This is a genomic window from Streptomyces sp. NPDC055243, assembly GCF_044544025.1.
Taxonomy (GTDB): Bacteria; Actinomycetota; Actinomycetes; order Streptomycetales; family Streptomycetaceae; genus Streptomyces.
Genome location: NZ_JBITWR010000010.1, coordinates 22,441 through 37,325 on the forward strand (window position 1 = coordinate 22,441; position 14,885 = coordinate 37,325).

Genomic DNA, 14,885 nt, shown 5'->3' on the forward strand with positions numbered 1-14,885 from the left:
TCGGCTGCTTCTGGTGTGGGACCGGCTGGCGCCTGCGTCTGTTCGCCTGTGGGTATGCCGTCCGCCTTGCCTGCCGTGGGCGGCGGGTCCGCTTCCCTGGCGGGGGGAGTGCCCCGCCCCTTTGTGGGGGTCGGGTCGGCTGCTTCTGGCGTGGCAGGGGCTGGCGCCTGCGTCTGCCCGTCCGTGGGCGCCGGGTCCGCTTCCCCTGGCGCGGGAGCGACTCCCGCTCCTGACATCAGCCACGCGTACTCCGCGTTCCCCCGCAGCAGTTCCTGGTGGGTGCCCACCGCGGTGATCCTGCCCGCGGAGAGCAGGGCGACGCGGTCGGCGAGAAGGACCGTGGAGGGGCGGTGGGCCACCACCAGGGCCGTCGTGTCCTTCAGGACGCGGCGCAGGGCCGCCTCCACCAGGGCCTCCGTGTGGACGTCGAGCGCCGAGAGCGGGTCGTCGAGGACCAGGAAGCGCGGGCGGCCCACCACCGCGCGGGCCAGGGCAAGACGCTGGCGCTGGCCGCCGGAGAGGCTCAGGCCCTGCTCGCCGACCTGGGTGGCCGTGCCCTGCGGCAGGGCGTGGACGAAGCCGGCCTGGGCGACCTCGAGGGCACGCTCCAACTCCGCTTCCCCCGCGGCCTCTTCCGCCCCCATCAGGACGTTCTCGCCCACCGTCGCGGAGAAGAGCGTCGGCTCCTCGAAGGCGACGGCCACCAGCGTGCGCAGCCGCTCGCGGTCCATCTCCGCGATGTCCTCGCCGTCCAGCGTGATGCGCCCCCCGCTCACCTCGTGCAGCCGGGGCACCAGCGCCGTCAGCGTCGTCTTGCCGCTGCCCGTCGCGCCGACGAGGGCGAGGGTCTCGCCGGGGTGTATGTGCAGGTCGATCCGGTCGAGCGCGGGCGGCGCGTCGGCCGGCGCGTCCGGGTAGCGGAACTCCACGCCGTGGAAGCGGAGTCCGGCCGCACCGGACCTGGCCCCTGGGCCTGTGGCGGACCCGGCGGTGACGGACCCAGCGCCGCTCCCGGCGGCGACCCTATGCCCGTCCCCGGCCTTGGCCCCGGCTTCGCCCCGGGCCCCGCTCCCGTGCCCGGCCTCGCTCTCGGCCCGGGCCCCGTTCCCGTGCCCGGCCTCGCTCTTGGCCCTGGCCCCGTTCTCGTGCCCGGCCTCGCTCTTGGCCCTGGCCCCGTTCTCGTGCCCGGCCTCGCTCTTGGCCCTGGCTCCGTTCTCGTGCCCGGCCTCGCTCTTGGCCCTGGCTCCGTTCTCGTGCCCGGCCTCGCTCTTGGCCCGGGCTCCGTTCCCGTGCCCGGCCTCGCTCTCGGGCCGGGCTCCGTTCCCGTGCCCGGCCTCGCTCTCGGGCCGGGCTCCGTTCCCGTGCCCGGCCTCGCTCTCGGGCCGGGCTCCGCTCCCGTGCCCGGCCTCGCTCTCGGCCCTGGCCCCGTTCCCGTGCCCGGCCTCGCTCTCGGCCCGGGCTCCGCTCCCGTGCCCGGCCCCGTTCTCGGCCCGGGCCCCGTTCTCGACCAGGGGCCCGTTCTCGACCAGGGGCCCGCCCCCGTTCCCCGCCTCGGTCCCCCTCCCGGCCGGGAGCCCGGCCTCGGCCCCTGAGTCGATTCCGGCGCCGGTGTCTGTGCCGGCCCCGGCCCCCGCCCCGGAACCCGCGCCGTCCCCACCCCCCACCGGCAAGCCGGCCTCCGGCTCCGCGTCCATCACCTCGAAGTACCGCTCCGTGGCCGTCGCCGACTCCTGGCTCATGGCGAGCAGGAAGCCGATCGACTCCACCGGCCAGCGCAGCGCCAGCGCCGTGGAGAGGAACGCGACCAGCGTGCCCGTCGACAGGTCGCCGTCCGCCACCTGCACCGTCCCCAGCACCAGCGCCGCACCGATCGCGATCTCCGGCAGCGCCATGATCACCGCGTAGATCGCCGCAAGGAGCCGCGCCTTGGCCAGCTCCGTGCCCCGCAGCGTGTGCGACAGCTCGCGGAACGCGTGCGCCTGGCTGCGGTGGCGGCCGAAGCCCTTGATGATGCGGATGCCGAGCACGCTCTCCTCGACGACCGTCGTCAGGTCGCCGACCTGGTCCTGCGCCCGCCGCGCCACGGCCATGTACCGGCCCTCGTAGTACGCGCAGACGATCACCAGCGGCAGCAGCGGAGTCAGCAGGACGAGCCCCAGCGCCCAGTCCTGCGCCAGCAGGATCGCCATGCCGACCACGATCGTCGTCCCGTTCACGATCAGGAACGTCAGCGGGAAGGCGAGGAACATCCGCAGCAGCATCAGATCCGTCGTGCCGCGCGACAGCAACTGGCCCGAGGCCCAGCGGTCGTGGAAGGCCACCGGAAGCCGCTGCAAGTGGCGGTAGAGATCCGCCCGCATCGCCGCCTCGACCGACGCCAGCGGCCGCGCCACCAGCCACCGCCGCAGACCGAACAGGAGTGCCTCCGCGACCCCGAGTAGCAGCAGGAGCAGGGCCCCGAGCCACACCCCGCCCAGGTCCCGGTCGGCCACCGGGCCGTCCACGAGCCACTTCAGTACGAGGGGGAAGACGAGCCCCGTACAGGAGGCGACGATGGCGACAAGAGCCGCGCTGAACAGGCGAGTTCGCACGGGACGGACATACGGCCACAGCCGCAGCAGCGTCCGCGCCGCGGACCCTTCCCGGGCCGGTTCCTTGGTCGGTGCATCTGTTTTCGGCATCACGAGCGAGCCTACGGACGGCGACTGACAGAGCCCACTGAGTTTTGGCCCCACCCTGCTCGTCCGCTGGTCCTACGACCGGGCCGCGCGAGCGGAGTCGTACCCCGCCATCAGCCGATCGGCTGATACCGCTTCGAGCGCGATGGGCGATGCCCGGGCCCCCGCCCACCGGAGAGCCTCGACCCATGCCCATCATCGAAGTGCACGACCTGCGCAAGGCCTACGGCGACCGCGCCGCCGTCGACGGAGTCTCCTTCGCCGTCGAGGAGGGCGAGATCTTCGGCGTCCTCGGACCCAACGGCGCGGGCAAGAGCACCACCGTGGAGTGCATCGAGGGCCTGCGCGTCCCCGACACCGGGACCGTCCGCGTCGCCGGGCTCGACCCCGTCGCCGACCACGACCGGGTCACCCAGATCCTTGGCGCCCAGCTCCAAGAGAGCGAACTGCAGGCGAAGCTCACCGTGCGCGAGGCGCTGGAGCTGTACGCCGCGTTCTACCCCAACCCCGCCGACTGGCGCCCCCTCGCCGAACGCCTGCGCGTGACCGACAAGCTGGACAGCCGCTTCGGCAAGCTCTCCGGAGGCCAGAAGCAGCGCCTGTTCATCGCGCTCGCGCTGATCGGCAACCCGCGGGTCGTCGTGCTCGACGAGCTGACCACCGGGCTCGACCCGCGCGCACGCCGCGACACCTGGGAGCTCATCGAGGACGTACGCGACAGCGGCGTCACGGTGCTGCTCGTCACGCACTTCATGGAGGAGGCCCAGCGCCTCTGCGACCGCATCGCGGTCATCGACCAGGGGCGGATCGCCGCGCTCGACAGCCCGGCGGGCCTCATCAGCCGCGCCGCGGGCTCCACCGTCATGTCCTTCACGCCGTCCGCGCCGCTCGACGAGCGGGAGCTGGCCGCGCTGCCGCGGGTGATCTCCGTCGACCAGCGCGACGGCCGCTACACCCTGGGCGGCACCGACGAGACCGTCAACGCCGCCATCACGCTGCTCGCCCGGCACCACATCACCGCCCACCAACTCCGGGTCTCCGACGCCACGCTGGACGACGCCTTCCTCGACCTCACGGGAGCCACGGCATGAGTACCGCCCTCACCGCCGCACCTCATGCCGCCGCGAAGAACAAGGTCTCGGCCGCCGTCCTCAAGGCCGAGTTCCGGCTCTTCCGCCGCGAACCGGGCGCCCTCTTCTGGATCATGCTGTTCCCCACGATCCTCCTGGTGATCCTCGGCTCCATCCCCTCCTTCCGGGAGACCGACGCCTCGCTGGGCGGCATCCGCCTCGTCGACGCGTACGTCCCCGTGACGGTGCTCCTCTCCCTGATCATGGCGGGCCTGCAGGCCATGCCGCCGCTGATCACCGGCTACCGCGAACGCGGCATCCTGCGCCGCATGTCGGCCACGCCGGTCCGCCCCTCCGCCGTGCTCGGCGCGCAGATGGGCATCCACGGCGCGGCCGCGCTCGCCTCGTCCCTGCTCTCCCTGGCCGTGGGCCGCCTGGCCTTCGACGTGCCGCTGCCGCGCCAGGCCCTCGGCTACGCGGTCGCGCTGCTCCTCGCCGTCCTGTGCGGGCTCGCGCTCGGCGCCATGGTCTCCGCGATCTCCCGTACGACGAAGGCCGCGACCGCGATCGGCTCCGCCGTCTTCTTCCCGATGATGTTCAGCGCGGGCGTCTGGCTGCCGGTGCAGGCGATGCCCGACGCGCTCGCCCGCGTCGTGGAGATCGCCCCGCTCGGCGCCGCCGCCCAGGCCCTGGGCGACGCCGCGGCCGGCGACTGGCCCGGCCTCTGGCACCTCGGCGTGCTCGCGCTGTGGACCGTGGTCCTCTCGGCGGCGGCCGCGCGCTGGTTCCGGTGGGAGTGATCGGCGGACGGTCTCGCGGGTGACCGACACTGGGACCGTGAGTACGAGTGCGGCGGATGCCACGAAGATGCTGGAGCGGCGCTGGGGCCTGTTCCACCGCTGGGGCCCCTACGTCCTGGTCGGGTTCGGCGTCCTCATGTCGGCCGCCACGAGCGGCGTCGTCGGCATGGGGCGCGACGCGTGGACCCTGGCGGCGGCCCTGGTCGGCGCGGCGGTGGCGCTCCAGCTGTGGTGGGGCCGGCTCGCGGGGGCCCGCCCCGGCCCGTCGCCCGCGGGCGTCGGCTACTACGCCGTGCGCTGGGCGATCGCCTTCGTCCTCACCTGGATCAACCCGTTCTTCGCGTTCTACGCCGTCGTCGGCTACTTCGGCGCCGAGCGGCTGCTGCCGCCGCGCCTGGTCAAGCCCGGCCTCTTCGCCACCGCGATCATCATGGCGGGCTCCCAGTCGGGCGGACTTCCCCCGGACGGCGAACTCGGCTGGACCGTCTTCGGCGGGCTGCTCGCGGTGAACATCGCACTGCTCGCCGTCTTCGCCCACCTCGCGGAGCAGGAGGAACAGCGCGCCCGCGACGCCTCCGCCACCATCGTCGAACTGGAACGCACCAACACCGCACTCCAGCAGGCCATGGACGAGAACGCCGCCCTGCACGCCCAACTCCTCGTCCAGGCGCGGGAGGCGGGCGTCGCCGACGAGCGGCGCAGGCTCGCCGCCGAGATCCACGACACCATCGCGCAGGGCCTGACCGGCATCATCGCCCAGCTCCAGGTCGTCGCGTCCGCCTCCGACGAGACCCTGGCCCGCGAACACCTGGGCCGCGCCGCGGACCTGGCCCGGCACAGCCTGGGCGAGGCCCGCCGATCCGTGCACAACCTCTCCCCGACGGCCCTGGAGCACGACGCGCTGCCCGAGGCGCTGAAGAAGACGGTCGCGGAGTGGGCCGAACGCACCGGCGTCCGCGCCGACTTCACGGTCACCGGACCCGCCGAGCCGCTCCACGAAGAGATCGAGGCGACCCTGCTGCGCATCGTCCAGGAGGCCCTGTCCAACGCCGCCCGGCACGCGGACGCCGCCCGCCTGGGCGTCACCCTCTCCTACATGGACGGCGAGGTCGCCCTGGACGTCCGCGACGACGGCCGCGGCTTCGACCCGTTGGCCCTGGCGCCGCGCGGCGGCTCCGGCGGCTTCGGCCTCGACGGCATGCGGGCCCGCGCCGAACGCGTCGCGGGCTCGCTCGCCGTCGAATCGGAGCCGGGCAACGGCACCGCGCTCTCGGCTCGCGTACCTTTGGTCCGCCATGGCTGACCTGATCACTCTGCTCATCGTCGACGACCATCCCGTCGTACGGGACGGTCTGCGCGGCATGTTCCGCTCGGACCCCTGCTTCGAGGTGCTCGGCGAGGCCGCCGACGGCGTCGAGGCCGTCGCCCTGGTGGAGCGCCTCGACCCGGACGTCGTCCTGATGGACCTGCGCATGCCGGGCGGGGGCGGCGTCGACGCGATCGCCGAGCTGCAACGGCGCGGCGCCCGCTCCCGGGTCCTCGTCCTCACCACGTACGACACGGACTCGGACACGCTGCCCGCGATCGAGGCGGGCGCGACCGGCTATCTCCTCAAGGACGCGCCCCGCGAGGACCTGTTCACCGCGGTCCGCGCGGCGGCCCAGGGCCGCACGGTCCTGTCGCCCGCCGTCGCGTCCCGGCTCGTCTCACGCGTACGTGCCCCCGGCAACGAGCCGCTGAGCACCCGCGAACGGGAGGTGCTCGCGCTCGTCGCCAAGGGCACGTCGAACCGTGCGATCGCCGCCGAACTCTTCATCAGCGAGGCCACGGTCAAGACGCATCTCACCCACATCTACGGCAAGTTGAACGTCAAGGACCGGGCGGCGGCGGTGGCCACGGCGTACAGCAGAGGCATCCTGGGCTGAGGCCGATCAGGCGGCTGCCCACAACGCGGGGGTGTTGGGCGGCTCCCACCCGGGCTGCGCCTGATGCCCTTGCAGGCACCGGTAGGTCGACCCGCCGTACGTCACCGTGTCCCCCGGGGCGTACACCTTGCCCGCGGCCCACGTGCCGCCAGGCTCCGGGTCACCGGGGCCGGGGCCCCCACCCGTGGTCTTCAGCGTCAAGCCGAACTGCTGGAGCAGCGGATTGATCGGCTGGTGGAAGGTGGTCCCGCCGCTGGAGCAGTTGCCCGAGCCGCCGGAGGTGACGCCCTGCGCCTGGCTCCCGGATATGTAGGAGCCGCCCGAGTCGCCGGGCTCCGCGCAGACCGTCGTCCGCGTCACGCCGCTGATGGTGCCCTCGGGGTAGGTGACACTGGTGTTGTGCTGCTGGATGGTGCCGCAGTGCCACCCCGTAGTGGAGCCGGAACGGCAGATCGACGCACCCACCGGGGACTGCGTGGAGCCCCCGACGCCGACCCGTTGCCCGCCCTGGCCCTTCACGTACGGGGTGGCGGTCCACTGGGAGTTGGTGGCGACCCAGGCCATGTCCCTGCCGGGGAAGATCGAGGCCTGGAACGTGCCCTGGGCCACCTGGTTGTAGCCGCTGGTCGCGGTGCCCGCGCGCCCGCAGTGGCCCGCGGTGGCGAAGCCCTGCTGGGTGCCCTTGGTGATCGGGAAGCCGATGGAGCAGCGGCCGCCCATGTAGTAGGCGTCGCCGCCCACGAGGTCGTAGAACGCCCGCGGCCTCTCCCTGACCCTCTCCACCTGTACGAGGGAGGATCCGACCCCCGCGGCGGCGACGAGGGACGTGGCGGCGCCCGACCGCACGGCCTGCACCACCACGGCGTTGGACCGCACGTCGACGTACCAGACGGGGGCGTCGCGCGTTGCGGTCTTCTTGGCCGCACGGTCCAAGTCGGCTTTCGCGGCTTCGAGTTGACCGAGAGAGTGCCGCACGACTTGGGCCCGGGCGCCCCGCGCCTCGATCGCGTTCACGTCGGAGGCGTCGGTGGTGGCCACGGTGAGCTTCGCCGAGGTGGCGCCGTGCACCCAGGCGCCCGCGAAGTCACGGCCGAGAGCGCCCCGCAGGGCTCCCGCGACGGCGCCGGCCTCGGCCTCGTTGACCAGACGGGCCTCGGCCTGCGCCGGCGTGAGGCCGAGGTCCCGCTGCATGGCCTTCAGGACCTCGGGCGATGTCCTGTCGACGGCGGCGGTCTCGGCGGGGGAGGGCGAGGCGGGATCGGCCTGGGCGTTCGCGGTACCGGGAAGCCCGGCGAGGACGAGCGCCCCGGCGGCAACGAACGCGGCACACGCCGCCGCGGCGCGTCTGTGGTGGATGGGGGGCATGGGGGAATCTCCTCGGTTGCGAGGGGCGAGCGGACCGCCGAGGGGAACGGCCAGCGGATCGCCCACAACGTAGAAGCCTCAACTGATCCCCAGTAGCTGCCAGTTCACCCCCTGCCCTGGTGTTATGGAAGCTGGGTCGAGAGGGACGGCGGTGCGGTTGGGGCGCGGCGGGGTCAGCCGGTGGTGTGGCGGGGCAGGGGGGCGAGGGCGAAAGAGGTTGGGGGAGGCCCAGTCGCTGTGTGGTGAGGAGGCGTGGTTGGGCTGGGGCAGGCCAGTCGTTGTGCGGTGAGGAGGCGTGACCGGGTCGGGGCAGGCCAGTCGTTGTGCGGTGAGGAGGTGTGGTCGGGCTGGGGGAGGCCCGCCGCCGTGCGGTGAGGAGATGTGGTCGGGCTGGGGCAGGCCCGCCGCCGTGTGGTGAGGAGACGTGACCGGGCCGGGGCAGGCCAGTCGCTGTGCGGTGAGGAGATGTGGTCGGGCTGGGGGAGGCCAGTCGCTGTGCGGTGAGGAGGCGTGACCGGGTCGGGGCAGGCCAGTCGCTGTGCGGTGAGGAGGCGTGGCCGGGCTGGGGCAGGCCCGCTGCCGTGCGGTGAGGGTGCGACCGCGCCGGGGCAGGCCAGTCGCCGTGCTGCGAGGAGATGTGGTCGGGCTGGGGCAGGCCCGCTGCCGTGCGGTGAGGGTGCGACCGCGCCGGGGCAGGCCAGTCGCCGTGCGGTGAGGAGACGTGACCGGGCCGGGGAAAGACAGTCGCTGTGCCGTTAGCGCGTGGCCGTGCCAGGGAAGGCCAGTCGCCGTGCCGTTCAGGGGGCGACCGCGCCAGGGAAGGCCAGTCGTCGTGCCGTTCAGGGGGGACCGTGCTAGGGGAGGCCCGGGGTAGGCGTTGCCAGCCAGGCCGTGTAGCTCTCGCTGCGGGCCGCCGCCTCCGCGTGTGCCGCGCGGGCCTGGGCGAAGACCGCCGGTGCCGTGTCGTGGGCCGGGGCCGCCGGATGCCAGCCGAGCAGGTGGCGCCAGTACAGCGGCGCCCCGGAGAGGGGGCGGGTCACCAGGCCCGGCGTCGGGGGGAACGTCGCCCGGCAGAGGCCCACCGCCCGGCCCACCTGGACCAGGTGGACGCAGGACGCCACGTCCGTCTCGTAGACGGAGGACGGCGTGAACCCCGCACGGGCGCACGCCGCGGTGAAACAGTCCGCGAAGCAGCCGTCGCCCGGCACGTCCGTCCACGCCTCGCCCGCGAGCCGCGCCAGGTCGATCTCCTGGTGGTCGGCCAGCGGATGCCCCGTCGGCAGCATGACGAAGACCGGGTCACGGGCCACCTCCCGCCACACCAGCAGCTCGCTCTCCGGCGGCGGACTCGCCCCGCACGTCCCCACCAGCGCGAAGTCCAGGCGCCCCTCGGCCGTGCGGGTCGCGATCTCCCGCTCCGACCAGGAGGTGTGGGTCGTCACCGGCGCCCCGGGGTACGCGGCGGCGAGCCGGTCCACCAGAGCGCCCAGCAGCGGCCCGTGCGTCGCGCCGAGCCGGAACCCCGCACCGCCCTGCCAGTCCCGGCCGAACCGCAACGCCTCCTCCCGCAGTCCGCTGACCGCGGGCAGCACGACCCGGGCGCGGGCGAGCACGAACTCGCCGAGCGCGGTGGCCCGCACCCCGTGCCGCCCCCGCTCGAACAGCTCCCCTCCCAAGGCCCGCTCGATCCGCTTCAGCTGTGCGCTCAGGGCGGGCTGCGCGAGCCCCAGCACGGTGGCGGCCTTCGTCAGGCTGCCCGCGTCGGCGATCGCCCGGATCGTCTTGAGGTGCCGCAACTCCAGGTCCATGGGCCGAGCTTGACCCGTGGCCGGGAGCCCTGCAATGGGCAGGTTCGGACCAATGCGGGCGACCGTCGCCCGCCTCCCCGACGGCGTCAGCCTCCCCCGTCCCGCACATCGTCCCGCACCCGCAGCAACAGCACCGACCGCGCCGCCATCGTGACCGTCCCGTCCCCCGGCAGCACGGTGCCGGGCGCCGCCCCCTGCTCCTCCAAGGACGTGTCCACCACCACCTCGTACGCCCGCGCCCACGGCGCCCCCGGCAGCACGAAGCTCCCCGCGCGGTCGGCCGCGTGCAGGACCGCGAGGAAGCTGTCGTCGACGATCGGCGCACCCCGGGCGTCACGGCCCGGTATGTCGCGGCCGGACAGATACATGCCGAGCGTCGCGGTCGGCGCGTACCAGTCGCCCTCCGTCATCTCCGTCCCGCGCGCCGTGAACCACGCCAGGTCCCGCAGCCCGTCCGCCGAATGCGCACGGCCGGAGAAGAACGCCCGCCGGCGCAGGACGGGATGCCGGTGCCGCAACGCGATCAGACGGGACGTCAGGTCCCGCAGTGCCGCCCACCCCGGCTGTTCGAGCAACCCCCAGTCCACCCAGCTGACCTCGTTGTCCTGGCAGTACGCGTTGTTGCTGCCCCCTTGCGTGCGCCCCATCTCGTCCCCGGCGACCAGCATCGGCACCCCCGTCGAGAGCAGCAGCGTCGTCAGCAGGTTGCGCAGCTGTCGGCGCCGCAGCTCCGCCACCCGCTCGTCCGCCGTCTCGCCCTCCACGCCGCAGTTCCAGGACCGGTTGTCGTCCGAACCGTCCCTGTTGCCCTCGCCGTTGGCCTCGTTGTGCTTGCGCTCGTACGTCACCAGGTCCCGCAGCGTGAACCCGTCGTGCGCCGTCACGAAGTTCACCGAGGCGTACGGCCGCCGCCCGCCCCACGCGTACAGGTCGCTCGACCCGGAGAGCCGGTAGCCCAGATCCCGCACATCGGGCAGCGCGCCCCGCCAGAAGTCCCGCACCGCGCCCCGGTAGCGGTCGTTCCACTCCGTCCACAGGGGAGGGAAGGCCCCCACCTGGTAGCCGCCGGAGCCCACGTCCCACGGCTCGGCGATCAGCTTCACGCGCCGAAGGACCGGGTCCTGCGCGATCACCGCGAGGAAGGGGGAGAGCATGTCGACGTCGTGGAACGAGCGCGCCAGCGCCGCCGCCAGATCGAAGCGGAAGCCGTCCACGCCCATCTCGGTCACCCAGTAGCGCAAGGAGTCCGTGATCAGCCGGAGGACGTGCGGCTGCACCACCTGGAGCGTGTTCCCGCAGCCCGTGTAGTCCGCGTACCGCCGGGCGTCGGACGGCTGGAGGCGGTAGTAGCCGCGGTTGTCGATGCCCTTGAGCGAGAACATCGGGCCCAGCTCGCCCGCCTCCGCCGTGTGGTTGTAGACCACGTCCAGGATCACCTCGATCCCCGCCTCGTGCAGCGCCCGCACCATCCGCCTGAACTCGCCGACCTGCCCGCCCGTCGTCCCCGACGCCGCATAAGCCGCGTGCGGCGCGAAGTAGCCGATCGAGTTGTAGCCCCAGTAGTTCCGCAGGCCCCTGCGCAGCAGATGGTCCTCGTGGGCGAACTGGTGCACCGGAAGCAGCTCCACCGCCGTCACGCCCAGCCGTACGAGATGCTCGATCGCCGCCGGATGCGCCAGCCCCGCGTACGTACCCCGCAGCTCCTCGGGAATCCCCGGGTGCAACTTGGTGAAGCCGCGTACGTGGACCTCGTAGATGACCGAGTCCGCCCACGGCGTCTTCGGGCGCCGATCGTCGGCCCACTCGTCGTCCGGCGCGTCGTCGTGCACGACCACGCCCTTGGGGACGTACGGCGCCGAGTCCCGGTCGTCGCGCACCGTGTCGGCCACGTGCTGCTGCGGCCAGTCCCGCACGTGTCCGTACACCTCGGGCGGCAGGCCGTGCGTGGCGAAGTCGCCGTCCACCGCACGCGCGTACGGATCGAGGAGCAGCTTCGCCGGGTTCCAGCGGGCGCCCGTCCACGGGTCCCAGCGGCCGTGCACGCGGTAGCCGTAGCGCTGCCCCGGACGGACGCCCGGCACGAAGCCGTGCCAGATCTCGTGCGTCAGCTCGGTCAGCGGCGAGCGCGTCTCGACGCCCTGCTCGTCGAACAGGCAGAGCTCGACGGCCTGCGCACCCCCCGCCCACAGCGCGAAGTTCGTGCCCGCCTCCCCGTCGGGCCCCACTCTGAACCGGGCGCCGAGCGGCGTCGGCGCCCCCGGCCACACGGGCAGGGCGGGCGCGCCCGCGGCAGCCCGCGGCGCGGCGCGCGCCCGTGCCGACGTCCCGTTCACGGCGCCGGCCCTACCGCTCCCGTCGGCCGCGCCCGTCCCGCGCCGCCCACCCCGGAGTGCTTCCTGTTCGGCTGCGCTGGACACCCATCCGCCTCCTGCGGCTCGACCCCTGCCGCGTCCCGGCGGCGGGGCGTACCGGACCGGACGGCCCACGTGGACCCGCGAGCCCGTGCCGTCCTCCCCACTGTTCTGCCCAGCGTGTGCGTCGCACTCACGTTTCCCCAGGAGGGGGACGGTCGTTGGGACGGACGTGAGACAGGTAGCGAGGCGCGCTCGGCGCGCAGGGGCCGCGCTGGCCGCCGTAGTGACATGGGCAGGACTGCTTGCCGGAGCCACGGGGTGCAGCGGTGACGGTGGTGGCATCGACCGCCTAATGGGCAAGCCACGGACGCCCGCCGACGTCATCCGGGTGACGCCCGACGACGGCAGCAAGGGAGTCAAGGGCGACGAACGCCTCCAGGTCGAGGTTCCCGACGGACGCCTCGAATCGGTGAAGGTCGTCCGCGTGCAGGACGCCCAGGAGGCTCCGGTGCCCGGCCGCATCGACGAGGACGGCATGACGTGGAAGCCGCTGGACGACGGTGGCCTGGCGCTGGCGGCAAAGTACTCGGTGGACGCCGTCGCCCTGGACGGCCACGGCCGCCGCTCGGCCCGGCACACGACGTTCACGACGCAGGTCCCCGACGAGCGCTTCATCGGCTACGTGTCGCCGGAGCACCGCTCCACGGTCGGCACCGGCATGATCGTCTCCCTGGAGTTCAACCAGGAGATCGAGAACCGCGAGGCCGTCCAGCGCGCGATCCACGTCACCGCGGACCCGGAAGTCGACGTACGCCCGCACTGGTTCGGCAAGACCCGCCTCGACTTCCGCCCCGAGAAGTACTGGAAGCCCGGCACGAAGGTCACCGTCGCCCTGCGCCTGCGCGACGTGGAGGCCGCCCCCGGCGTCTACGGACTGCAGGACAAGAGCTTCTCGTTCACCGTCGGCCGCAGCCAGACCTCCCTGGTCGACGCCGCCGAGCACACCATGGAAGTACGCCGCGACGGCGAGCTCCTCTCCACGGTGCCGATCACCGCCGGGGCCCCCAAGACCACGACGTACAACGGGAAGATGGTGGTCACCGAGATGCTGGAGGTGACCCGGATGAACAGCCGCACCGTCGGCTTCGGCGGGGAGTACAACATCCCCGACGTCCCGCACGCGATCCGTCTGACCACGTCCGGCACCTTCCTGCACGGCAACTACTGGTCGCCGAACGCGCCTGGCAACACAAATGTCAGCCACGGCTGTGTGGGCCTGCGCGACGTGAAGGGCGGCAGCTCACGGACCCCGGCGGGGTGGTTCTTCGACCGCACTCTGATTGGCGATGTGGTGGAAGTTGTCAATAGCGATGACAAGAAAGTCGCTCCTGACAACGGGCTCGGTGGCTGGAACATGGAGTGGAAGGACTGGACGGCACCGCCCGGCTCCAAGCCGGAAGCCGAGCCCACGGAGCGGAACTGAGGCAGGGCCCGCACCCCGTGCGCAGTTGGGACTGAACAGTGACATTGGCGGGGAGTCATCGGTCGAGGCCGTGTGGTTATCTAGCGCAGGCGCGTGTCTGTGCGCGCTGATGCACTGGGGTGCGGGCCTGACCAGGCCGTGCGAGGGGAGACACATCTTGAACGGGCGACCGATATCGGGGACGTCGGTTGGTGCGCGGGGGCGCGCTCGGCGACGGGGGACCAAGGGCCTCTTTGCGGTGGCATCGGGTGTGACGCTGCTGTTGGTCACGGCATGCGGCGGGGGCGGCGACTCGGACGCGGGCGGCGACGGCAAGAACAAGGCCGACAAGAACGCGCCGTCGACGGCGGTGGTGACCATAGCGCCCAAGGACGGCGCCGACTCGGTGGCCACCAGCGGCGCACTGAAGATAGCCGCCGCCAAGGGCAAGCTGTCGAAGGTCGAGGTCAAGGACAGCAAGGGCAACCCGGTCCCTGGCAAGATCACCTCGGGCGGTGCCGGCTGGACGCCGGCGCACCATCTCGCGGCCTCCACGAAGTACAAGGTCCACGCGATAGCCGAGGACTCCGAGGGCCGTGAGTCCGCCAAGGACACGTCGTTCACGACGCTGACCCCGAAGAACACCTTCATCGGGCAGTTCACGCCGGAGGACGGCTCGAAGGTCGGCGTCGGAATGCCGTTCTCGGTCCACTTCACGCGCGGCATCACCGACCCGGAGGCCGTCGAGAAGGCCATCGAGGTCAAGACCGAACCGGCCGTGCAGGTCGAGCCGCACTGGTTCGGCAACGACCGCATCGACTTCCGTCCCGAGAAGTACTGGAAGGCGGGGACGAAGGTCACCGTCAAGCTCAACCTCGACGGTGTCGAGGGCCGGCCCGGGGTCTACGGCGAGCAGTCCAAGACCCTGAAGTTCACGATCGGCCGCAGCCAGGTCTCCACCGTCGACGCCAAGTCGCACCAGATGAAGGTCGTCCGGGACGGCAAGCAGATCAAGAAGATCCCGATCACCGCTGGCGCCCCCGGCACGACGACGTACAACGGCCAGATGGTCATCAGCGAGAAGCTCCAGGTCACGCGCATGAACGGCGAGACCGTCGGCTTCGGCGGCGAGTACGACATCAAGGACGTCCCGCACGCGATGCGCCTGTCCACGTCGGGCACGTTCATCCACGGCAACTACTGGTCGGGCGGCGCCTTCGGCAACACGAACGCCAGCCACGGCTGCATAGGCCTGAGCGACGTGCGCGGCGGCTACAGCAAGAAGACGCCCGCCGGATGGTTCTTCGACAACTCCCTCATCGGGGACCTCGTGGTCGTGAAGAACTCCGCGGACAAGACGATCCAGCCCGAGAACGGCTACAACGGCTGGAACATGTCCTGGGAGAAGTGGAAGGCCTGACCG

General features: G+C 72.6%; 10 protein-coding genes. 6 read left to right on the forward strand and 4 right to left on the reverse strand.

The genetic code is table 11. The features are described from left to right. A partial coding sequence (locus ACIGXX_RS27255) for an ABC transporter transmembrane domain-containing protein (protein WP_399979541.1) occupies positions 1-2,681 on the reverse strand: 2,681 nt, incomplete at its 3' end. A gap of 185 nt (positions 2,682-2,866) precedes the next feature. Between ACIGXX_RS27255 and ACIGXX_RS27260 the strand changes: the two genes are divergently transcribed. The 4 genes from ACIGXX_RS27260 to ACIGXX_RS27275 all read left to right on the forward strand — a co-directional run bounded on the left by ACIGXX_RS27260 (position 2,867) and on the right by ACIGXX_RS27275 (position 6,473). Further along, the gene (locus ACIGXX_RS27260; RefSeq protein ID WP_399979544.1) at positions 2,867-3,769 is read left to right on the forward strand and encodes an ABC transporter ATP-binding protein; all 903 of its coding nucleotides are present in this window, start codon (positions 2,867-2,869) and stop codon (positions 3,767-3,769) included. Continuing rightward, complete coding sequence (locus ACIGXX_RS27265) at positions 3,766-4,548, forward strand: ABC transporter permease (protein WP_366461510.1); 783 nt, start codon at positions 3,766-3,768, stop codon at positions 4,546-4,548. The genes ACIGXX_RS27260 and ACIGXX_RS27265 overlap by 4 nt, the downstream gene beginning before the upstream one ends. 67 nt (positions 4,549-4,615) lie before the next feature. Beyond that, positions 4,616-5,851 carry a sensor histidine kinase gene (locus tag ACIGXX_RS27270; protein WP_399979925.1) on the forward strand — a complete coding sequence of 412 codons (1,236 nt, stop codon included), beginning with the start codon at positions 4,616-4,618 and terminating at the stop codon, positions 5,849-5,851. Next, on the forward strand, positions 5,844-6,473 hold the full coding sequence (locus ACIGXX_RS27275; RefSeq protein WP_361465548.1) for a response regulator transcription factor: 630 nt from the start codon (positions 5,844-5,846) through the stop codon (positions 6,471-6,473). The genes ACIGXX_RS27270 and ACIGXX_RS27275 overlap by 8 nt, the downstream gene beginning before the upstream one ends. Positions 6,474-6,479: 6 nt before the next feature. Here ACIGXX_RS27275 and ACIGXX_RS27280 read toward each other — a convergent pair whose 3' ends face one another. From ACIGXX_RS27280 to glgX, 3 genes are all read right to left on the reverse strand, one after another. Then, entirely contained in the window at positions 6,480-7,838 is a 1,359-nt protein-coding gene (locus ACIGXX_RS27280) for an alpha-lytic protease prodomain-containing protein (RefSeq protein WP_399979549.1), read from the reverse strand. A gap of 854 nt (positions 7,839-8,692) precedes the next feature. Continuing rightward, positions 8,693-9,646, reverse strand: coding sequence for a LysR family transcriptional regulator (locus tag ACIGXX_RS27285; protein ID WP_351173256.1), 954 nt, complete (start codon positions 9,644-9,646; stop codon positions 8,693-8,695). 86 nt (positions 9,647-9,732) lie between these two features. Next, positions 9,733-12,063 carry a glycogen debranching protein GlgX gene (gene glgX, locus ACIGXX_RS27290; protein WP_383822743.1) on the reverse strand — a complete coding sequence of 777 codons (2,331 nt, stop codon included), beginning with the start codon at positions 12,061-12,063 and terminating at the stop codon, positions 9,733-9,735. A gap of 289 nt (positions 12,064-12,352) precedes the next feature. Between glgX and ACIGXX_RS27295 the strand changes: the two genes are divergently transcribed. Further along, a complete protein-coding gene (locus ACIGXX_RS27295; protein ID WP_351173262.1) occupies positions 12,353-13,483 on the forward strand; it encodes an Ig-like domain-containing protein in 1,131 nt (376 codons plus the stop codon). Positions 13,484-13,640: 157 nt separating this feature from the next. Next, positions 13,641-14,882 (forward strand): Ig-like domain-containing protein, encoded by a 1,242-nt coding sequence (locus ACIGXX_RS27300; RefSeq protein WP_351173265.1) that lies wholly within the window; start codon positions 13,641-13,643, stop codon positions 14,880-14,882. Positions 14,883-14,885: the final 3 nt, after the last annotated feature.